This is a genomic window from Streptomyces sp. NPDC048734 (genome assembly GCF_043198675.1).
Taxonomy (GTDB): Bacteria; Actinomycetota; Actinomycetes; order Streptomycetales; family Streptomycetaceae; genus Streptomyces.
The window spans coordinates 832,494-852,474 of sequence record NZ_JBICUZ010000001.1 but is presented as its reverse complement, the minus strand read 5'-3'; the positions used below and the strand labels follow the sequence as shown (position 1 = coordinate 852,474).

At 69.6% G+C, this 19,981-nt stretch carries 18 protein-coding genes and 3 pseudogenes; 13 read left to right on the top strand and 8 right to left on the bottom strand.

Going from position 1 to position 19,981, the window contains the following annotated elements:
* Window positions 1-160 precede the first annotated feature (160 nt).
* On the top strand, window positions 161-2,206 hold the full coding sequence (locus tag ACGFQC_RS03755) for an NAD(+) synthase (RefSeq protein ID WP_363087090.1): 2,046 nt from the start codon (window positions 161-163) through the stop codon (window positions 2,204-2,206).
* A gap of 58 nt (window positions 2,207-2,264) precedes the next feature.
* Here the strand turns inward: ACGFQC_RS03755 and ACGFQC_RS03750 are convergent, their stop codons facing one another.
* On the bottom strand, window positions 2,265-2,522 hold the full coding sequence (locus ACGFQC_RS03750; protein ID WP_363087089.1) for a DUF397 domain-containing protein: 258 nt from the start codon (window positions 2,520-2,522) through the stop codon (window positions 2,265-2,267).
* Window positions 2,515-3,378, bottom strand: coding sequence for a helix-turn-helix transcriptional regulator (locus ACGFQC_RS03745; RefSeq protein ID WP_363087088.1), 864 nt, complete (start codon window positions 3,376-3,378; stop codon window positions 2,515-2,517). The genes ACGFQC_RS03750 and ACGFQC_RS03745 overlap by 8 nt, the downstream gene beginning before the upstream one ends.
* A 112-nt stretch (window positions 3,379-3,490) precedes the next feature.
* On the opposite strand from ACGFQC_RS03745, the gene ACGFQC_RS03740 reads away from it, so the two are divergent.
* Both ACGFQC_RS03740 and ACGFQC_RS03735 read left to right on the top strand, forming a co-directional pair.
* Complete coding sequence (locus ACGFQC_RS03740; protein ID WP_363087087.1) at window positions 3,491-3,715, top strand: hypothetical protein; 225 nt, start codon at window positions 3,491-3,493, stop codon at window positions 3,713-3,715.
* Window positions 3,712-4,116 (top strand): ATP-binding protein, encoded by a 405-nt coding sequence (locus ACGFQC_RS03735; RefSeq protein WP_363087086.1) that lies wholly within the window; start codon window positions 3,712-3,714, stop codon window positions 4,114-4,116. The genes ACGFQC_RS03740 and ACGFQC_RS03735 overlap by 4 nt, the downstream gene beginning before the upstream one ends.
* 145 nt (window positions 4,117-4,261) lie before the next feature.
* Here ACGFQC_RS03735 and ACGFQC_RS03730 read toward each other — a convergent pair whose 3' ends face one another.
* Window positions 4,262-4,789 (bottom strand): hypothetical protein, encoded by a 528-nt coding sequence (locus ACGFQC_RS03730; RefSeq protein WP_363087085.1) that lies wholly within the window; start codon window positions 4,787-4,789, stop codon window positions 4,262-4,264.
* Window positions 4,790-5,082: 293 nt separating this feature from the next.
* On the opposite strand from ACGFQC_RS03730, the gene ACGFQC_RS03725 reads away from it, so the two are divergent.
* Window positions 5,083-6,144 carry a DUF6215 domain-containing protein gene (locus tag ACGFQC_RS03725; protein WP_363087084.1) on the top strand — a complete coding sequence of 354 codons (1,062 nt, stop codon included), beginning with the start codon at window positions 5,083-5,085 and terminating at the stop codon, window positions 6,142-6,144.
* 284 nt (window positions 6,145-6,428) lie between these two features.
* On the opposite strand, the gene ACGFQC_RS03720 is transcribed toward ACGFQC_RS03725, so the two are convergent.
* Complete coding sequence (locus ACGFQC_RS03720) at window positions 6,429-7,523, bottom strand: hypothetical protein (RefSeq protein ID WP_363087083.1); 1,095 nt, start codon at window positions 7,521-7,523, stop codon at window positions 6,429-6,431.
* Between the two features lie 329 nt (window positions 7,524-7,852).
* Between ACGFQC_RS03720 and ACGFQC_RS03715 the strand changes: the two genes are divergently transcribed.
* The 6 genes and pseudogenes from ACGFQC_RS03715 to ACGFQC_RS03690 form a co-directional block, all read left to right on the top strand.
* Window positions 7,853-9,244 carry a cytochrome P450 gene (locus ACGFQC_RS03715; protein WP_363087082.1) on the top strand — a complete coding sequence of 464 codons (1,392 nt, stop codon included), beginning with the start codon at window positions 7,853-7,855 and terminating at the stop codon, window positions 9,242-9,244.
* Complete coding sequence (locus ACGFQC_RS03710) at window positions 9,231-10,538, top strand: MFS transporter (RefSeq protein ID WP_363087081.1); 1,308 nt, start codon at window positions 9,231-9,233, stop codon at window positions 10,536-10,538. The genes ACGFQC_RS03715 and ACGFQC_RS03710 overlap by 14 nt, the downstream gene beginning before the upstream one ends.
* A 9-nt stretch (window positions 10,539-10,547) precedes the next feature.
* Window positions 10,548-11,552: an aspartyl/asparaginyl beta-hydroxylase domain-containing protein gene (locus ACGFQC_RS03705; RefSeq protein ID WP_363087080.1), complete on the top strand. Its 1,005-nt coding sequence runs from the start codon at window positions 10,548-10,550 to the stop codon at window positions 11,550-11,552.
* Between the two features lie 9 nt (window positions 11,553-11,561).
* Window positions 11,562-12,146 carry a GNAT family protein gene (locus ACGFQC_RS03700; protein ID WP_363087079.1) on the top strand — a complete coding sequence of 195 codons (585 nt, stop codon included), beginning with the start codon at window positions 11,562-11,564 and terminating at the stop codon, window positions 12,144-12,146.
* A 193-nt stretch (window positions 12,147-12,339) separates the two neighbouring features.
* Window positions 12,340-12,609, top strand: a pseudogene (locus tag ACGFQC_RS03695) (DUF664 domain-containing protein); the annotation flags it as partial.
* A gap of 92 nt (window positions 12,610-12,701) precedes the next feature.
* A pseudogene (locus tag ACGFQC_RS03690) lies at window positions 12,702-12,803 on the top strand (IS5/IS1182 family transposase); the annotation flags it as partial.
* Window positions 12,804-12,812: 9 nt separating this feature from the next.
* Here ACGFQC_RS03690 and ACGFQC_RS03685 read toward each other — a convergent pair.
* The 4 genes and pseudogenes from ACGFQC_RS03685 to ACGFQC_RS03670 form a co-directional block, all read right to left on the bottom strand.
* A complete protein-coding gene (locus ACGFQC_RS03685) occupies window positions 12,813-14,030 on the bottom strand; it encodes an MFS transporter (RefSeq protein ID WP_363087077.1) in 1,218 nt (405 codons plus the stop codon).
* 89 nt (window positions 14,031-14,119) lie between these two features.
* Window positions 14,120-15,178, bottom strand: a complete 1,059-nt coding sequence (locus ACGFQC_RS03680) for an endonuclease/exonuclease/phosphatase family protein (RefSeq protein ID WP_363087076.1) — start codon at window positions 15,176-15,178, stop codon at window positions 14,120-14,122.
* Window positions 15,179-15,325: 147 nt separating this feature from the next.
* Window positions 15,326-16,090: a TetR/AcrR family transcriptional regulator gene (locus ACGFQC_RS03675; RefSeq protein WP_363087075.1), complete on the bottom strand. Its 765-nt coding sequence runs from the start codon at window positions 16,088-16,090 to the stop codon at window positions 15,326-15,328.
* 81 nt (window positions 16,091-16,171) lie between these two features.
* Window positions 16,172-16,723: pseudogene (locus ACGFQC_RS03670) on the bottom strand (MFS transporter); the annotation flags it as partial.
* Between the two features lie 194 nt (window positions 16,724-16,917).
* Between ACGFQC_RS03670 and panB the strand changes: the two are divergent.
* The 3 genes from panB (at window position 16,918) to ACGFQC_RS03655 (ending at window position 19,976) form a co-directional block, all read left to right on the top strand.
* Window positions 16,918-17,784, top strand: a complete 867-nt coding sequence (gene panB / locus ACGFQC_RS03665; protein ID WP_363087074.1) for a 3-methyl-2-oxobutanoate hydroxymethyltransferase — start codon at window positions 16,918-16,920, stop codon at window positions 17,782-17,784.
* 339 nt (window positions 17,785-18,123) lie between these two features.
* Window positions 18,124-19,152 carry an ATP-binding cassette domain-containing protein gene (locus ACGFQC_RS03660; RefSeq protein ID WP_363087073.1) on the top strand — a complete coding sequence of 343 codons (1,029 nt, stop codon included), beginning with the start codon at window positions 18,124-18,126 and terminating at the stop codon, window positions 19,150-19,152.
* Complete coding sequence (locus ACGFQC_RS03655) at window positions 19,149-19,976, top strand: ABC transporter permease (protein WP_363087072.1); 828 nt, start codon at window positions 19,149-19,151, stop codon at window positions 19,974-19,976. The genes ACGFQC_RS03660 and ACGFQC_RS03655 overlap by 4 nt, the downstream gene beginning before the upstream one ends.
* The last annotated feature ends 5 nt before the right edge of the window (window positions 19,977-19,981 follow it).

Below are 19,981 nucleotides of genomic sequence, written 5' to 3'. Positions count from 1 at the left end.
CCGCGCCCCTCGCGCCGTGCGCGGGGTGCCCCCGTGCCCCGCACCCCCCATCGCGTCGTTCTGACGATTACACTGCCCGTGTGTCCGGAATCCGCCCTGTGCCGGCAAGACCCCGGGCGCTCGTCCGCCGTGCCCGCCCCCTTCACCCGAGGAAGCTCCGTTGAACTTCTGGTCGATCTACCAGCACGGCTTCGCACGCGTCGCCGCGTGCACGGGCCACACCGTCATCGCGGACCCGCACGCCAACGCCGAGGCGGTGCTGCGCCAGGCCCGCCGGTGCGCCGAGGAGGGGGTCGCCGTCGCCGTGTTCCCCGAGCTGGTGCTGTGCGGCTACTCCATCGAGGACCTGCTGCTCCAGGACGCGCTCCTCGACCAGGTCGAGGAGGCGCTGGAGGAGGTGGTGGCGGGGTCGGCACAGCTGCTGCCGGTCCTGGTCGTCGGCGCCCCGCTGCGCCACCGCAACCGGGTCTACAACTGCGCGGTGGTCGTGCACCGCGGCCGGGTGCTCGGCGTCGTGCCCAAGTCGTACCCGCCGAACTACCGCGAGTTCTACGAGCGCCGGCAGATCGCCGGGGGCGACGACGAGCGCGGCGGGACGATCCGGGTCGGCGGCCGGGCCGTGCCGTTCGGCGTGGACCTGCTGTTCGAGGCGGCGGACGTCCCCGGGCTGGTGCTGCACGCCGAGGTCTGCGAGGACATGTGGGTGCCGGTGCCGCCGAGCGCCGAGGCCGCCCTCGCGGGCGCGACCGTCCTCGTCAACCTCTCGGGCAGCCCGATCACGGTCGGCAGGGCCGAGGACCGCAAGCTGCTGTGCCGTTCGGCGTCCTCCCGCTGCCTCGCCGCGTACGTCTACGCGGCGGCCGGGCTCGGCGAGTCGACCACCGACCTGTCCTGGGACGGGCAGACCCTGATCTACGAGAACGGGATGCTGCTGGCGGAGTCCGACCGCTTCGCGCTCGGCGAGAGTCACGCGGTGGCCGACGTGGACCTCGACCTGCTGCGGCAGGAGCGGATGCGGATGGGCACGTTCGACGAGAACCGGCGTACGCACGCCGCGCGGACCGGGGACTTCCGGACGGTGTCCTTCGCGCTCGCCCCGCCGGTCGCCGACCTGGGGCTGCGCCGGCGCGTCGAGCGGTTCCCGTTCGTGCCCGCCGACGCCGAGCGGCTCGCCCTGGACTGCTACGAGGCGTACAACATCCAGGTCGCCGCCCTCCAGCAGCGGCTGGCCTCGATCGGCGGCCCGAAGGTCGTCATCGGGGTGTCCGGGGGCCTCGACTCCACGCACGCGCTGATCGTCGCCGCCCGCGCGATGGACCGCGCGGGCCGGCCGCGCAGCGACATCCTGGCCTGGACCCTGCCCGGCTTCGCCACCAGCGACCACACCAAGGGCAACGCCCACAAGCTGATGCGGGCCCTCGGGGTCACGGCGGCCGAGCTGGACATCACGCCGACCGCGCGGCTGATGCTGAAGGAGATGGGCCACCCCTTCGCCTCCGGCGAGCCGGTGTACGACGTCACCTTCGAGAACGTGCAGGCGGGCCTGCGCACCGACTACCTGTTCCGGCTCGCCAACCAGCGCGGCGGCATCGTGCTGGGCACCGGCGACCTGTCGGAGCTGGCGCTCGGCTGGTCCACGTACGGCGTGGGCGACCAGATGAGCCACTACAACGTCAACTCCGGCGTGCCGAAGACGCTGATGCAGCACCTGATCCGCTGGGTCGTCAGCAGCGGCCAGTTCGACGAGGAGACCGGCGAGGTGCTGACCGCCATCCTCGACACCGAGATCAGCCCCGAGCTGGTGCCGGGCGAGGAGATGCAGTCCACCGAGTCGAAGATCGGCCCGTACGCGCTGCACGACTTCACCCTCTTCCAGGTGCTGCGCTACGGCTTCCGGCCTTCGAAGATCGCCTTCCTGGCCTGGCACGCCTGGCACGACGCGGAGGCCGGCGCCTGGCCGCCGGGCTTCCCCGAGGCCAAGCGGGTGGCGTACGACCTGCCGGAGATCCGGCGCTGGCTGGAGGTGTTCTGCCGCCGCTTCTTCGCGTTCGCGCAGTTCAAGCGCTCGGCCATGCCGAACGGGCCGAAGGTCTCGGCGGGCGGTTCGCTCTCCCCGCGCGGCGACTGGCGCGCACCGTCCGACAGCACGGCCGAGGCCTGGCTGCGCGACCTCGCCCGCGTCGACGAGGCGGTGGCGGAGGGCTGACCGTCCCTTGGTGAGGGGCCGGGAGCCGGAGACTGCTCCCCGGCGCCCGGTCCCTCACTCAGCCCTTGAGCGACGCGACGAAGGGCGCCCAGGCGGCGGCACCGAGGACGAGGGCGGGGCCGTGGGGGACCTTGGAGTCCCGGACGGGGACGAGGCCGGGGATGTTGTCGGCGACCTCTACGCAGTCGCCGCCGTCGCCGTTGCTGTAGGTGGACTTGCGCCAGAGGGCGGCGCCGGGGAAGTCGGTGGCTACTTCGACGCAGTCGCCACCGCTGCCATTGCTGTAGCTGCTCTTGAGCCAGAGCGCGTCACTCAAGTCGATCCGGATGCTTGCCAATTCGGTAATCCTCTGCGGCTGCCTTGATCATGGCGAGGGACCTGCCCGGTGACAGTGCGACGGCCCTGAGGAGATCGTACGACCTGCGGTACTCCTCCACGAGGGCCGGATCATCGATGGTGTCACCGCTGTGCAGCGACTCCGTGTAGAACAGCGGTGGCGCATCTGGGAAAGTCATGATCTTGGCGCTGCCGAGCATGAACGGATGCGGGCTGCACGTCCGCAGGACGATCTGCGTAACGATGCGGCGGCGTTCGGCCAGTTCCAGGATGCGCGCGAGTTGCTCGGCCATCTCGGGCGGCGGCAGGATCGCGTCGGTGAGCAGCAGCTCGTTCAGGATCACCCAGTACGACGGGACGTGATGGTCCTTCTCGAAGAGGACGGCTCGCGCCATTCGCGCGCTGACCTTCTCCTCCACCTCGTCGTCCAGCGACAGCGGGTGCGTGGCCCGCACCACGGCCCTTGCGTACGAAGGTGTTTGGAGCAACCCCGGAAACACGGTGGGGCACCACTCCTCGATGGTCCTGGCGTGCTTCTCCGCCTCCAGGACCTTCTCGAAGTACTCCGCGTGCCCGGCCCGCCGCGCCTTCCGCACGTCCTCACAGTGCCGTTCGAAGAACCCGTCGGTCCCCAGCGCCCGGTCCACGTGCCGGGCCAGGTCCAACGGCATGCGGCGCTCGCCGCGTTCGATGTCGCTGAGGTAGGTCTTGCCGTAGAAGCTGCCCTGGAGCAGTCCCTCCAGCGAGAGTCCCGCCGCCTCCCGCTTCCACCTCAACTCCTTGCCGTAGAACGTCGGGACGCTCATCGAGCCGTCGATGTCCTTGCGCCGTGCCACTCGCACACCTTCCGCCGTACCGGTCGCGGACGCGCGACCCCTTCCACCGTAGCCAGCGCGGCGACATTCTGTGAGGAGTTCGTCACACACCGCACAGAAGGTGGCCGCCCCCATGCCCGACCGCTCCCCCACCGCCTACGACGTCACCCTCTGCGTCGAGAACCTCCGCACCGCCCTCGCCCTGCACGGCGTCACGCTGCCCTCCCTGCGCGCGGACCTGCCGAGCCTCACCGGTGCGTACGCGCCGCCCGCCTGCCTCGTCGCGCTCGGGAACTGCGACACCGCCACGGCCCACGCGCTCGCGGTCGCCCTGCGCGGGACGGCGACCGGACGATGACCTTTGAACTCGCCCTGCTCGCCACCCCGAAGTCCGTGCCCGAACTGCGCCACCACCTGCGCACACTCGACTTCGACGTCCTCCTGTGCGCGACGGAGCTGCTGACGAACGTCATCGACCACCTCGGCGAGGGCACCCCGGTGACGGTCCGCGTCACCGGCACCCCCCACGGGCACACCCGCGTCGAGGTCACCGACCCCGACGCCCGCGCCCTCCCCGTCCTGCTGTCGGCCACCGGCACCGCCGAGTCGGGCCGCGGCCTGGCCCTGGTCGACGCGCTCGCCCGGCGCTGGGGCGTGGATCAGGGAGCGGACCACAAGACGGTCTGGTGCGAACTGGCCTTACCGGCAGGTCAGTCGGAGGTGCCATCGCCTCGGGGATCGGTTCGTCGGAGTCCGTGAGGAGTGGCGGGCCGTGGCGACCGGGTACAGCAAGCGGGCGTATGTCTTCCTCCACATCGCCGCGCTTGTCGAACGGCCGGCACCGGAAACCCTGTGGGCGTCGTTCCGGCAGGTGATCCCGCCGGCTCATCAACCGGAGGACGGCTCACAGTCGGTCCCCCCTGCCTGCCGGTTCCGGAGGATGCGGCCCGCCGCCGTCCTTGACGTCCTGCTCGCAGGTTCGTCCGTGGTGGGACTGGTCGTTGGGGACCAACAGCACTACGGCAACCTGCTCGGGGTGCTCGACGGAGAGCCAGTCGTCGCCCGTGCGGGTACCGCCCGGCCCGAACGCCTGGGACGAGTAGACCGTCTGGCATCCCAACGCCACGCGCTCCTCGTCGACCGCGCAGGCGTCCACCGCGGGGCCGGAGTTCTCGTCGGCGCCGTCGAAGCGGTAGTGGAAGTGGACCCGGTCGCCTTCGGAGGGCACCTGCGGGTGGGGCTCAAGGCGCCAGTCGACGATCTCGGCGGTGACGCCGAGAGGCCGCCCGGACTTGCCCTCGACCTGCACCCTGACACCGGCCTCACCGCGCTCCGTGGTCGTGTCGGTGCAGCTCCAGAGGGAAGAGCAGCCGGACAGGGCGAGAATCGCCAGAGCCAACGGGGCACCGGCACGTACCCGTGCGGGGAACACTCAGGCGACCTCCAGTCAGCGTGGAGCGGGGCAGTGTATCCCGGTACATGACAGCTGCGGGTGACAGCGACGAGCACCTGCGGCGGTGGAGCCCCGCCTTCGACGACCTGGTTCGGCAGCACGGCAACGGCGCGCGGCGACGCCGCCCCACTGGTTCAGGACTCCGCCGGGGCCGGGGTTCCGGCAGGGACCCGGGGTTCCGGCAGAGACCCGGGGTTCCGGCAGGGACCCGGGGTTCCGGAATTGTGGCCTCCACCACGGCGAACACGGGTTCGACCTGGTGAGATCACCGAATGCTCGGTCTACTCCTGCGCGTTCTGCCCTTCTGGGTCCGCGAACCCCTGCTCATCGCCCTCGGGGCCGTTCTCGGCGTACGCGTCACGTACCTCGCCGTCCACGACCACGACCGGGTCGCGGCCGTTCTCGGCGCGGTGTTCATCGGGTTCACCGCGATACGCGTCCGCGTGGTGGTCCGGGCGCTGCGGGCGCGCCGGAACCCGCTTCCGGCGCCCCCCGCGGATGGGACGCCGCCGGCCGACGCCGTCGCCCAGGCCTGGGCACAGGCACAGGTGGCACCGGCACCGAATCAGGCACCGACCCAGGCCGGAGCCGGCCCGCGTCCCGGCCCGGCCGCTCCGGAGAAGGAGCCCAACGCGTGGGGCCAGGCGGTCGCGGCCGTGGCCGTGTTCGCGGCACTCGCGGCCGCACTGTGGCTGGGCCCCCGCGTGCTGCCGACCGACGACGACACACCGCAGGCCGCCTCGTGTTCGGACACGGAGACGGAGGACGAGACGCTGCCGGCGGCCTACGAGAAGAAACCCCGGCCCGTGACCGGTGACCAGCTGTGCGAGGCGCTCAACCGGCCCGACCTGGCGCGGCTCCTCGGAACGCCCGCGGAGAACGCGACCTCGGCCTCCGGCAGCAACAGCACCGCCGCGCTGACCGACGGGAGGGTCGCCGAGCCGAAGGCCGAGGTCGCGTTCGACACGTACACCGTGAACCTCTCGGCCACGTACAACGACCTGTCGACCGCCCAGTACGTGAAGCTGGTGAAGATCGCGGGCGACGAGGGCGAGAAGGACCTCAGGACGCTCACGGTCCTCGGCCGGCCCGCGTTCCTCTCCTCGGAGCACACCATGAAGTTCGAGATCGACCTCGGGGGCGAGGGGTCCAGCGGGCCGGTGGAACAGGGTCCTCTGGCCAGGACGCTGTCCGTGGCGCTCGACGGCAAGGACCGGGGCGGCTACTACGACATCACCGTGTGGAGCGAGTCCGGAGCCCTTCCCACCGACCACGCCCTCCTCGGCATCGCCGAGAAGGTCCTGCCGACGATCCCCGGACGGAGTGCCCGCTGAGACGTGCGGGACGTCTCGCCGCCGGCCTCGGCCGAGCCGGGTGAGGACGCGGATGCGGATGCGGATGCGGAGAAGTTGAACGAGGGCTGACGACCACGCGTCACGAGGGTCCCGGCCCGGGGCGCCCCCCCTGACTCGATGAGCCTCTTTCATCCTGTGCTGGAGGGTGAAAGAGGATCAGTAACCGCTGGTTCTCCTCTACGGTGCAGTCCAACAAGGCCAACGACTGGATCGGATTCGTGCACGCCTCGCTGGTGGCCACACTGAAAAGGTCAAGTGACCTTTCATTCGTCCTTCTTGGTTGAGGACACAACATCGGCGACTGTATCGTCAATGGTCCCTGAAGGAAGTTTGTTGGCGTCTCCCAGCCGTGCGCGTATCAAGTAACCGAGCTGGAAGCGGCTTTCGGCTCGGAATATTTCCATCATTTCCGCGATGTGCTTGCGGCATGTCCGCAAGGACATTCCCAATCGGCGGGCGATCACCTCGTCCTTCATACCTTCGGTGAGGAGGCGAACGATCGCCTGCTTCGCCTCCGTACTGATGGCGGGTGTCCCGAAGTGGCCGGGATTGAAGGGTGTGGCTTGCGCCCATAAGTGCTCGAAGGCGGCGCAGAGATAACCCACGGTGGAGGGATCGCGGACGACGACTGCACCGCCGGCGTCGTCATGGTGAGGAATGAAAGCGATCTTTTTGTCGATGATGACCGCCCTCCCGAATGTCTCCGGCAGTGTGCGCACCTGGGCACCGGTCGAAGCAAGGTGTTTGATGTACTGCTGTGTCGCAACCTCATGACGGGCGGCGTGTCGATAAAGAGTGCGTATCTGCACACCCCGCTGAATGGCAGTTAATTCGCGTTCATTTGCGCGTTCCAATGATCCCGCTGAACTCGCTCGACTGGCGTCGCATGTGAGTATCTCTCGTTCTGCGCGGCTCACCGCATTGTCGATGAGTTCAATGGCGGAATTTTCGCCATGGACTTCCTCGATGAGAGTTTCGTGGCGCTGCTCGTGTTGCGTCTCCGCGTAGAGGGAGCCAAGTGATGCAAATTCGGCTCGTAGCTCCTCGACGCGCGCCAGCTGCGCGTGCAGCGATCTCTCGACGGGGGTGAGCGTGACCGCCGCCGCGGTATCGGGGGCAACGGGAGCCAGCCACCCGTCCTGACCTGGCTGTCGCCTCAGCAGGTGCCTGGCGATGAGCTGATCGGCCGCTTCTCGCACTACTTCCACCGGCAGGTTGAGCTGACGGGCTGCCGGTTCGATCCTCAGGGATCCTTGCCGAGCTCCTAATCGGAAGACTTCGATCTCCGCTTCGCCCAGCTGCTCCATGTCCTCTATGGGATGGTTTTCCACTTCTTGCCCCCAGGGAAGATGCTGCATGCAGCATAGTGCAAGTCGATCACCCTGGACGGGGGTCATGTGCGTTCGGCAGTCTTTAAGTGCACCAAGGGCTCCCGGAAAATCCAGGAGTCGCATTGCGCCGTTTTTCAGTAATGACGGCCTTTACCTAGAAGGGGGACGACGATGGCCAAGCTCAGGACCTTCTCGTACGCGATTGCCCGCCGCACCAAGATGACGGCCCTGGCCGGCTTCTACAAGTACTGAGAAAGCAGGCCGCATCGCCGGTCGCACTGTTTCCTCGGGCCGGGGCGAGGCGCTATCTCGCCCCGGCCCGAGGGCCAGACGTCTCACACTCCAGGGGGAAGCCGATGATCCGACCGCCAGGCCCGCTTGGTGAACGCCTCGCCGGCAACGGTCCGGCCTACGAGCAGGACCGCCTCGGCTTCATGGTACGGATGTCGGAGAAGTATGGCGCCGTCTGGTCGTTCGATCGTCATATCGTCGTCGTTGCCGACCCCGCTCTGGCAGGAGACGTCCTGCTGCGCACCAACACCGACTTCGGGGCAGAGGTCGACTTCCTCCACCGTAGGCAGAAGGACGATGCCGAGACCCGACGACAGTGGGCGTCGTCACGAGCGGCTCGCATGCGCGCCATGCGGCCCACTGCCATGCAGGCGCAGGTTCCGATGATGGCTGCCGAGATAAGCGGCGGGATCTCGGGATGGGGCACGGGCGATATCGACGTGGTCGACCGCATGCGAGCGGTGACTGCCGGAGTGGGAGCGCTGTTCTGTCTCTCTGCGGACGCACACCTGGTGGCCGGTTTGGCACGGGAGCTCTTCGACGCCCTCACACCGGTTGTCAGCAGCACCATGCCTTTGCCCCTCTGGCTGCCTACGCCACGCCATCGGCGTGTCATGCGCGCGAACCGTCGGATGGAGAGAGTCATCGGGCACGTGATCAACCGGCGACGGGAAGAAACGCGAGACGGAACGCATGACCTGCTCGATGTGCTGATGCAACCCACCGCCCGCCACGGCGACCTGCCCGAGGCGATCATCAGGGAGACGGTGGCGGCCACCTTGCTGGCGGCGGAGAACACCTCAGCCGCAGGCTTCGGATGGATCGTCCATGAGCTTTCGCGGAATCCTCAAGTCCAGGAGAGAGTCGCACAGGAGGCCGCAGCGGTTCTCCCCGATCCCGCATCCATCTCCCACACCCACTACAGCCAACTCGCCTTCACGACGAGGGTGGTCAAAGAAGCACTGCGCCTGTGGCCGCCGAACTGGATGGTGGCTCGTCACGTGCTTCACGAGACGACGCTCGGTGGATACACCCTGGAGCGCGGCACCAAGGTGATGGTCCCCGCATACGTCATTCAACGCGATGCCCGCTGGTTCCCCGAACCTGAACGCTTCGACCCGGACCGCTGGCTGCCCGACGGTTCTGCGACCGCTGCCCCGCCGAACGCGTATCTGCCCTTCGGCGCAGGGCCGCTGATCTGTATGGGGATGTCGTGGAGTCTCATCGAGATGACACTTGCCGCGGCTCTTCTGGCCCGGTCCTTCCGAGTCCGGCAGCCCCCGGGCACGAGGGTGGTTCCCGATCCGTCCCGCGGGCTCGCCCCGACCGGTTTGACGGTACGGCTGGACACGCGCCCGACGGCCGGACATCTATTTCCATCAGCAGCTCACCCCGCTCCCGTCGGTAATCCTGCCCCTGATGCGAGGAGGTGCCCGGTAGCCGATGGCATCGAGTGAAGAACGGGTGGCCACGTACGGCCAACTGCTGCGCAACCGTGAGTTCAGCGGACTTTTCGCTGCACACACCGTGTCGATTCTGGGCGATGTCCTGACCAAGGTCGCTTTGTCGGTCCTCATCTACAATCGCACCGACTCTGCGCTCCTCACCGCGCTCACGTATGCGTTCGGCTTCTTGCCGCAGATCCTCACGGCAGCGTTGGCATCAGCCGTGGTCGACCTGGTGCCGGCACGACGCCTGATGCTGATCGGTGACCTGGGCCGACTGGTCTGTGTCCTGGCGATGACAGTGCCAGGCATGCCCGTCCCCGTACTTCTCCTTCTGGTGGCCGTGTCCGGTGCGTTGTCACCACTGTTCCGTGCCGTCCGGCAGGTTCTGCTGCCAGAGATCGTCGGTATGAACGGCTACGCACTGGGCCGGTCCATGTTCTCGGGCACCGTTCAGATCGGCCAGACACTCGGCTTCGGCCTGGGGGGAATGCTGCTGGTCGTTTTCACACCACGCACCGCGTTGCTCATCGATGCGGCAACGTTCGCGTTCTCCATCGCGGCAGTCGCTCTGCTGGTGCGACCGAGACCAGCAGCCGCAGCCGGCCGGCTCGCTCACCCATCGGGAATCGTGCGCGCGACCGTCCGGGGCAACCGCTCGATCCTTGGTGACTCCGAACTGCGCCGCCTTCTGCTTCTGCAGTGGGTACCGACAGCCTTCGTCGTGCTGCCGGAAGGACTTGCCGCGCCGTACGCGGCACACCTGGGCGGAGGCCCCGAGGCGGTGGGCCTCCTGCTGGCCTTCCCCGCTGTCGGCACAGTGATCGGCGAGGCCGTGGTCGCACGGTTCCTAGGACCCCAAGTGCGCACCAGGTGGGTTCCAGCACTCGTCCTCGTCGCCGTGATACCTCTGCTGTTCTTCGCCTTCACGCCGTCGCTCCCCATGGCGCTGGCGCTGCTGTTCGTCAGCGGTGTCGGGACGGCCTTCGCATTGCCCTTGGACCAACTCTTCATCGAGCGCGTGCCCACCTCGCTCCGAGGCCGTGCCATGACGCTCACCGGGGCGGGATCGATCGCCGCCCAGGGCGCGGGCCTGGCCCTGGGCGGGGTGATGGCCGACTGGATGCCCATGCACTGGGTGTTCGCCGGCGCGGGAACGGCCGCATTGACGGCGGCGGTGGTCACGGGACGGAAACGCCCCTGGCGGCCGGCACGGACGCTTCCCATGCCCGAGCCCGACCTCGAGACCACTGGGAGCAAAGTCCCGAGCTGCCCTCATCAGCCCACCCCCAGCGCCGAAAGATAGGACACTTACATGTCTGCCCCCGTCCAGACTCCTGCGTCCGAAGCAACTTGGCGGCAGCTACCGCCAGCCGTCCCGCTCGGGCTGAGCTTCGACGCCGCACGGCTCGCTGCCGAAGTCCAAGGTCTCTCCGACCTCACTTGGCGACCGAACCGCCCGGTTCGTCAGGAGGGACTCGGTCAGGAAGACACCTTCGACTGGAAGATCATCCCCCTGCGGGCACCGAACGGAGACGTGCTGCGCACAGATCCCGGTGGTGCCGGCCTGGAAGACCACCTGAACACCTCCGTACTGGATCGCTGCCCCTACCACGCCGAGGTCCTCGCAAGCATTCCCGCCCCACTCCACAGCGCACGCCTCATGGCGCTCGGAGCGGGCGCGGAGACCCATGAGCACAGCGACGGGCAAACCAATTTCCCCTGGGGATTCCTGCGCCTGCACATCCCTGTCGTGACCCAGCCCGGAGCCGAGCTCATCGTGGACGGCAGGACGTACCACTGGGAAGCCGGACGACTCTGGTACGCGGACTTCGATCGCCTCCACACAGCCAGGAACAGAGGTGAGGAACGCCGTATCCATCTTGTGGTGGACACTGTCCCCACCCTCCCCCTCATGCGGCTCTTCCCTGACGAGTACCTTGCCCGACTGGCGTGGAGCGATGTCCTGCTGGCCAGGGAAACCGTTCCGCTGCAACCCTTCGAGCAGGAGGGATTCACCTGCGAACTCGACGTTCCGGCAAACTTCCCCGACTGGTCGGACGACTGCGGATCAGACCCCGAAGACAGCCTCCCGGGATCCATCGAGATCAAAGACGGACGGCTTGTCCTGTGCATCGAGGGTGAACCCCGATTCGGGCTTGTCCACATCGGTAATGCCGAGTTCAGGCTCCAGGGCTGGACTGATGAGCGGACCGTACTCCTTGATTTCCGGCACAGCTCACCCACGGCGCGATTTCGAATCCGGTGTGGCCGGTCCGTCGAGGAGCAGATCCGACCCGCACGTGCCGCCCGCTCGTGATGCACTGGAATGACCACAAGGGACTCCATGCCACCGGGCGTGACGATCAGAGTCGCGGGCTTGGGCGACGCCGGAGAACTCGCCCAAGCCCTCACCCGGAACCGTGCGTATCTGCTTCCGTGGGAGCCGGACCGGCCCGAGGGATTCTTCACTGAAGAAGGGCAACGCTCCCGGCTGGCCGACCTGATCGAGCTGCGCGATACCGGCCGGGCCATGCAATGGTTACTCACCGAGCACGGTCAGCTCATCGGTGCGATTTCGCTCTCCAGAATCATCCTGGGGCCTCTGTGCAGCGCCAGCATTGGGTACTGGGTCGACCGTGAATGTGCGGGACGAGGGATCGCCACTGCAGCTGTCGAAGTCGTATGCAAGGCCGCCAAGAAAGATTTTTCTCTGCACCGAATAGAGGCCGGAACACTACCGGAGAATCGTGCCTCGCAGCGGGTATTGGAGAAATGTGGATTTGCTCTCTACGGCAGGGCGTCGAAGTATCTCTATGTAAACGGCGCCTGGCGGGACCATATGCTCTTCCAACGAATTCTGCATGACCGGGAGCCGGCCATAGAGGTACCTTCCCTGCGAGCAGGGACCTGACGTGCGACATGTGACCACGCCGTGGGGACGGCCTCCTTTCCACAGGGTGTGACATGCCGGCTCGGTATCAGTGAGCCTTTCCGTGTGGTCACTGATCGGGTGACGGTGCCGCCGGGGGCGAGGGACCGCGAAGCATGAGGCTCCCGTGCCGTTGGAGGAGGTTTTCGACGCCTCAACCCGTCGGCACAGGAGCCTCGTTGCCCCCGGCCACGTGCCGTGGTGGCCGGAGCCTTGTCCCCACACGAACCTGTTCGCCGTCATGGTCCACGTCCTCGGCGAGTCCATCCGGCATACCGGGCACGCCGATATCCTGCGCGAGGGCCTCGACGGCAGGACCGGTGTGCGCGCCGAGCACGAGAAGCAGATCGACGAGAAAGCCCGTGCCGCCTACTGCGCCAAGATCGAGCAGGCCGCCGGGTCGGCCGCACCGATCAGGGCCCGGAAGGTTTCTCACGTGACGTGATGTCCGTGCGGCATGATGCCGGTCGCGGGGGCTGATCTGTCGAAGCGTCTGGTTCCTGATGAACTCCGCGAGCCGGCCGCCCTGTTGCTGCCGTCGTTCGCTGCTCGTCCGCACGGATCTTCCGCGGAGCCCGTTGCGGCCCCGACCGCCTGTCGTCCGTCTCCGCCGCCGTCCTCACCCTGGAGCGCCGACGCCGAAAACGCTCAGTGGTGCAGCACTCCCGGCCGCTCGGGCGTGTGGGTGGCGACCACGCGGCCCGCCCGGGCGGACTCCCGGCGCCGGTCCACCGCGTACGCCACTGCGGCCACCCCGAGGCCCAGGGCCGCCAGCATCGCACCCGCCAGCGCGGGCGACGTCGCGCCGAAGCCCGCCGCGAGGGCCAGACCGCCGATCCAGGCGCCGCCGGCGTTGGCAAGGTTGAACGCGGCCTGGTTGGCGGAGGAGGCCAGCGACGGGCCCGCGGCCGCCTTCTCCATCACCATCATGTTGAGCGGCGAACCCGTCACGAACGCCGCCACGCCCAGCAGGAGCACGGCCAGCGCACCGCCCCACGCCGTCGTCATCAGCAGCGGGAACAGGGCCAGGACGACCACCAGTGACGTCAGGCCGCCGAACAGGGTCGCGCGCATCGCGTGGTCGGCGAGCCGCCCGCCCAGCAGGTTGCCGATCGTCGCGCCGACGCCGAACAGCGCCAGCAGCAGGGTCACGCTGGAGTCGGCGTAGCCGGCGGCGTCCGTCAGCATCGGCGTGATGTAGCTGTAGGCGGAGAACAGCGCGCCGAACCCGGCGACCGTCGTGCCGAGCGCCAGCCACACCGGCAGCGAGCGCAGGGCGGCCAGCTCGCCGCGCAGGCCGGTCGTGGGGGCGGCGACGGCCCGGTCGCGCGGGATCAGCAGGGCCAGCGACGCCATCGCCACCACGCCGATCGCGCTCACGCCCAGGAAGGTCGCCCGCCAGCCGAGGTGCTGGCCCATGAGGGTGGCGACCGGGACGCCCGCCATGTTGGCCACCGTCAGGCCGAGGAACATCAGCGACACCGAGCGCGCCTTGCGCTCGGGCGCGACCATGTTCGTGGCCACCACCGCGCCCACGCCGAAGAAGGCGCCGTGCGGGAGGCCGCTGAGGAAGCGGGCGGCGAGCAGGGAGTCGTTGCCGGGCGCGAACGCGGACAGCGCGTTGCCGGCCACGAACAGCGCCATGAGGGAGATGAGGACCGTGCGGCGGGACATCCGCGCCGTGACGGCCGCGAGCAGCGGGGCGCCGATGACGACGCCGAGCGCGTAGGCGGAGACCAGGTGCCCGGCGGCCGGGAGGGAGACGCCGAGGTCGTCGGCGACGTCGGGCAGCAGGCCCATCATCACGAACTCGGTGGTGCCGATGCCGAAGGCACCCACGGCGAGGGCGAGCAGGGCCAGGGGCATGGAAGAGCCTGTGCCTTTCAGGAGAGGAGTTCCGTCCATCGTATGTTCAACTACGGAACAAAGCCTCTCCCGCCCGGTATTCCGGCAGGTTACGGTGTGGTGACCTTCACACGGGCCGCGACCGGCAGGTGGTCGCTGCTCGTCCGCGGCAGCGTCCACGAGGTGACCGGCTCCACCCCCGTCACCATGATCTGGTCGATCCGCGCCATCGGGAACGACGCGGGCCAGCTGAAGCCGAACCCGCTGCCCGCGGCGCCCTGCGCGGAACGCATCTGCGACGTCACGGCGTTGAGCGAGCGGTCGTTCATCGTGCCGTTGAGGTCGCCGAGCAGGACCTTGCGGCTCAGCGGGTCGGCGGCGATCGCCTCGCCCAGCGCGTCCGCGCTCTTGTCGCGCTGCCGGGCGGTGAACCCGGCCTGGAGCTTCACGCGGACCGAGGGGAGGTGGGCGACGTAGAAGCCGACCGCCCCCTGCGGCGTGGCCACGGTGGCGCGCATCGCGCGGACCCAGCCCAGCTTGATGTCGACGGCCGCCACGTCGCTCAGCGGATACCTGCTCCACAGCCCGACCGTGCCCTGCACGGAGTGGTAGCGGTACGTCGCCGCGAGCGCCTTCTCGTACACCGGCACCGCCGACTCGGTCAGCTCCTCCAGGGCCACCACGTCGGCGCCGGAGGCGGCCACGTCGTGCGCGGTGCCGGAGGGGTCGACGTTGTCGGCGTTGACGTTGTGCGTGGCCACCGTGAGGTCGCCGCCGCCGCCGGTCTTGTCGCCGGTCAGCCCCCCGAAGAGGTTCAGCCAGACCACCGCCGGCAGCACCAGGGCGATCAGCGCGGTCGCCGACCTGCGCACGACCGCCAGCAGCAACAGCAGCGGGACGAAGACGCCGAGCCACGGCAGGAACGTCTCGGTGAGGCTGCCGAGGTTGCCGAACCGGTTGGGGATGCGCGCGTGCAGCAGCATCACCAGGGCGAGCAGCAGCGCGAGCGCGGCGACGACGAGACCGCGGCGCCAGATCCGCGGATCACCGCGCCAGCCGGCCGACAGACGTCCGGCCAGCCGGACGAACAGGCGCCGGAGCCGGGCTCCCCGAGGCTCGGGACCCGGGTCGCCGTTGTCCGTCTCCGTCGCATACGCCTGCTGCGCCATACCGTCGCCTCACTACCTGCCGTGCACACCGTCTCTCCCCCGTGCGTACGACCCTAGGGGATGAACGGCTCAGTTCCCGCCGTCCCGTGACGGCCCGACGGGCACGAGGACGAACGGAGCGCCGCCACGGGTTCCGGTCGCGTCCCGTCAGGGGTGGTCTGTGACGAAACGCGCACATTCGGGCGAGCCCGGCGGGGAACTGACGGACCGTGCGCCAGCGGGGGAACCACCGGACCGCGGAGGGGCGAGGGTGCCGGCGGGCCGCAGACCCTCGAGCAGCGTGTCGACGATCCGTTCCGCGAGCCCTTCGGTGAGGTCGGCGTCGGGCCGCAGGACGGAACGGACCAGCATGGGGCCGACGAACAGGTCGTTGACCAGGTCGAGGTCGAGGTCGGCGCGGAGTTCGCCGGCGCGCTGACCGCGCCGCAGCACCTCGACGCCCAGTCGGCGCAGGGGCGCGACGACCGCGTTGTGGTACGCCTCCCAGATCCTGGGGCTGCTCTTCATCTGGGCCTGGGCGGTGCGCAGGATCGCCGAGGAGCGGCTGGCCGGTCCACGCCGGCGCAGCCACTCCAGCAGCGCCACGAGGTCGTCGCGCAGGGAGGTGCCGGGGAGTTCGGGCTCGTCCGGCTCGATGGTCCGCAGGGCGTCGACGAACAGCTCCTCCTTGCCGCTCCAGCGGCGGTGGATGGCCGCCTTGCCGACCCTTGCGGTGCGGGCGATCCGCTCGATGGACAGTTCACCGAGCGGCACCCCCTCCTCCAGCAGCTTCATCGTCCCCTCGATGATGGCCCGTTCGACGGCCTCGCTGCGCGGCCGTCCCCTGGCGGGCTGCGCGGGCGGCCGCGCGGCGGCCCCGTCGCCGGTCCCGTCGTCGGCAGAGGTCTCGGCAGAGGTCTCGGCAGAACTCACGACCGTCCTTTCGTCACGCTCGCAGCATTCTCGTCCAGGGGGTCCGGGGAACGACCGCGCCCCCGCACGGCCGCCTCCGGTCTACGAGTCGGTGCGCACCAGCTCGCCCTCGTCCGCCGCCTCCTCGGGCTCCTTCGGCCGGCCCGGCAGGTACACCGCCACGACGACCGCGCCGACCAGCGCGATCCCGGCCCCGCACAGCGCGGTGACGTGCATGGCGTGCAGGAACGCGTCGTGGGCCGGGCCGACCAGGGCCTCGCCGCGCGGGCCGAGCTTCGCCGCGACGCCCAGGGTCGCCTCGATGGACTCCCCCGCCGTGTCGCGCAGCCCGGCCGGCACCGCGCCGAGGTCGTCCTCGATGCCGGCGCGGTACGCCGCCGACAGCACGGAGCCCAGGACGGCGATGCCGAGCGCGCCGCCGACCTGGCGGAAGGTGTTGCTGAGCGCGGACGCGGACCCGGCCTTCCCGCGGGGCAGCGCCTGCATGATCACGACGCTGGTCGGGGTCATGATGCGGGCCACTCCGGCGCCCATGAGGAAGAAGACGACCTCCAGCAGCCAGATCGGCGTGTCCTGGTCCAGCGTGGCGAACGCGACCAGGGTCGCCGGTGCACCGCTTCCGGTACCCGGGGGGCCGCGGGGACGGCAGGAGTGGTCATGTACCCGGGGGTAGGCTCATTTCGATACGGAACCGTCCCGTATCACATCCTCTACTGAGGTTTTACCCACAGGGGGTGCTCTGGCCCTCCCTGGCACGAGGTGCCACCATGGGATGTGGTCCGGGGACGCCGTGAGGGCGCCTCGAGATGACATGAGGAGCCGTTGCAATGACGCACCTTTCGGCTGCCCAGACGAAGCCTTCCGACGGCAGCAAGGCGCTGTACGGGGGCAAGGGCACACGCCGCATCACCGTCCGCGACATCGCCGCCGCCAAGGAGCGGGGCGAGAAGTGGCCCATGCTCACCGCGTACGACGCGATGACCGCGTCCGTCTTCGACGAGGCCGGGATCCCCGTGATGCTCGTCGGCGACTCGGCGGGCAACTGCCACCTCGGGTACGAGACCACCGTGCCCGTCACCCTCGACGAGATGACCGTGCTCTCCGCGGCCGTCGTCCGGGGCACCCGGCGCGCCCTCATCGTCGGCGACCTGCCCTTCGGGTCGTACCAGGAGGGCCCCGTGCAGGCGCTGCGCAGCGCGACCCGGCTGGTCAAGGAGGCCGGGGTCGGCGCCGTGAAGCTGGAGGGCGGCGAGCGGTCGCACCGGCAGATCGAGCTGCTCGTCGAGTCCGGCATCCCGGTCATGGCCCACATCGGGCTCACCCCGCAGTCCGTGAACGCCATGGGGTACCGCGTCCAGGGCCGTGGCGAGGAGGCCGCCGCGCAGCTCCTGCGGGACGCGAAGGCCGTCCAGGACGCGGGGGCGTTCGCCGTCGTGCTGGAGCTGGTGCCGGCGGAGCTGGCGGCCGAGGTCACGCGCGTGCTGCACATCCCCACGGTCGGGATCGGGGCCGGGGCGGAGACGGACGCGCAGGTGCTGGTCTGGACGGACATGATGGGGCTGACCGGCGGCCGCGTACCGAAGTTCGTGAAGCAGTACGCCGACCTGCGCAAGGTCATGGGCGACGCGGCGAAGGCGTTCGCGGAGGACGTCGTCGGCGGAACGTTCCCGCTGGAGGAGCACTCCGTCCACTGAGCCGTTCCCGGCCCCACTGAGCCGTTCCCGGCCCCACTGAGCCATCTCCGCACCACGGGCAGCCCGCCGATCTTCCCCCGTCGGCGGGCTGCCCCCTTTCGTCTCCCGCCCCCGCCGCCCCTTCCCGACCCGCCCCCCGGGGGCTGTGCCCCCGGACCCCCGTCGGCGCTCCGCGCCTCGTCCTCAAGCGCCGGACGGGCTGAGACGCCCGACCGTCGCCGATCGTCCCACCGGGTTCGGGGGCGGAGCCCCCAGACCTCGGCCGTCGTGTCGGTGCGCTGTCGGGGCTGTCGGTCCGGTGTAGGTCGGCTGTCGGTGGGGGCTGGCACCTTCGGGGGCATGACACGCATCGACATCAACCCCGGCGGCGCGGACCACGCCGTCACCGTGCGGGGACTGGTCAAGCACTACGGGGAGACCAGGGCACTGGACGGGGTCGACCTCGACGTGCGGGAGGGCACCGTCATGGGGGTGCTCGGGCCGAACGGCGCCGGCAAGACCACCCTCGTGCGGATCCTGTCCACGCTGCTCGCCCCCGACGCCGGGTGGGCGACCGTCGTCGGCCACGACGTCGTCCGCCAGCCCCGCCGGCTCCGCCGCGTCATCGGCCTGACCGGCCAGTACGCCTCCGTGGACGAGAAGCTCGCCGGCTGGGAGAACCTGTACCTCATCGGCCGGCTGCTCGACCTGCCCCGCAAGGAGGCCCGGTCCCGCGCCGACGAGCTGCTGGAGCGGTTCTCGCTCACGGAGGCGGCCCGGCGCCCGGCGGGGACGTACTCCGGCGGCATGCGGCGGCGGCTCGACCTCGCCGCGTCGATGATCGGCCGGCCCGCCGTCCTCTTCCTCGACGAGCCGACCACCGGCCTGGACCCCCGCACCCGCAACGAGGTGTGGACCGAGGTGAAGTCGATGGTCGGCGAGGGGGTGACCGTGCTGCTGACCACCCAGTACATGGAGGAGGCCGAGCAGCTCGCCTCCGAGCTGACCGTCGTCGACCGGGGCAAGGTCATCGCCACGGGCGGTATCGAGGAGCTGAAGGCCCGCGTGGGCGGGCGGAGCCTGCGGGTGCGCCCGGCCGATCCGGTGCACCTGCGTCCGCTGGCCCGCGCACTGGACGAGATGGGCATCACCGGCCTCGCCTCGACCGTCGTGGACGCCGAGCGCGGCTCGGTGCTGGTGCCGGTGCTCAGCGACGAGCAGCTCACCGCCGTGGTCGGCGCGGTCACCGCGCGCGGTTTCACGCTCTCCTCCATCACCACCGAACTGCCCAGCCTGGACGAGGTGTTCCTGTCCCTCACCGGTCACCGTGCCGGTGCGCCGCAGGGCACCGTCCCCGCCGACAAGCCCCTTGAGGAGGTCGCCGTATGAGCGCCGCCACCCCACTCGCCCCGGCAGGCCTCGAGGCCGCCGACGCGCCCGTCCCGCTGCGGGCCCACCTGCGGCACACCGGCGCGCTGGTGCGCCGCAACCTGCTGTGGATCCGGCAGGACCCGGAGTCGATGTTCGACGCGGTCCTGTTCCCGGTCGTCTTCACCCTGCTGTTCGTGTACGTCTTCGGCGGCTCCATCGGCCGGTCGCTGGGCGGCGGGCAGGAGGAGTACGTCCAGTACGTCATCCCCGGCCTGCTGGCCATGATGGGGATGAACATGGCGCAGGGCGTGGGCACCGGGTTCAACCAGGACTTCAACTCCGGTGTCATGGACCGCTTCCGGTCCCTGCCGATCGGGCGCGGCTCGGTGCTGTTCGCGAAGATCGCGGTCGAGCTGATGCGGATGCTGTTCGCGACGGTGGTGCTGGTGGTCGTCGCGGTGCTGGTCGGCTTCGAGATCACCAGCTGGCCCGGCCTGCTGGCCTCCGTGGCGCTGTCCGCGGCCTTCGGGTTCGCGCTGATGTGGGTGTTCCTCACGCTCGGCGTGGTGATGAAGAACGCGCAGTCCGTGCAGGCGATGGGCTTCCTGGTGCTGATGCCCCTCCAGTTCGGCTCGTCGATCTTCGCGCCGACCGCCTCGATGCCGGGCTGGCTGCGCACCTTCACCGAGTTCAACCCCCTGTCGGGTCTCGCGGACGCCGCGCGCGGGCTGATGATCGGCGGCCCGGTCGCGCACGGCCTGTGGGTGACGCTGGCCTGGTCGGCGGGGCTCACCGCGGTGATGGCGCCGGTCGCGATCCACAAGTTCCGCACCAAGAGCTGACCGGT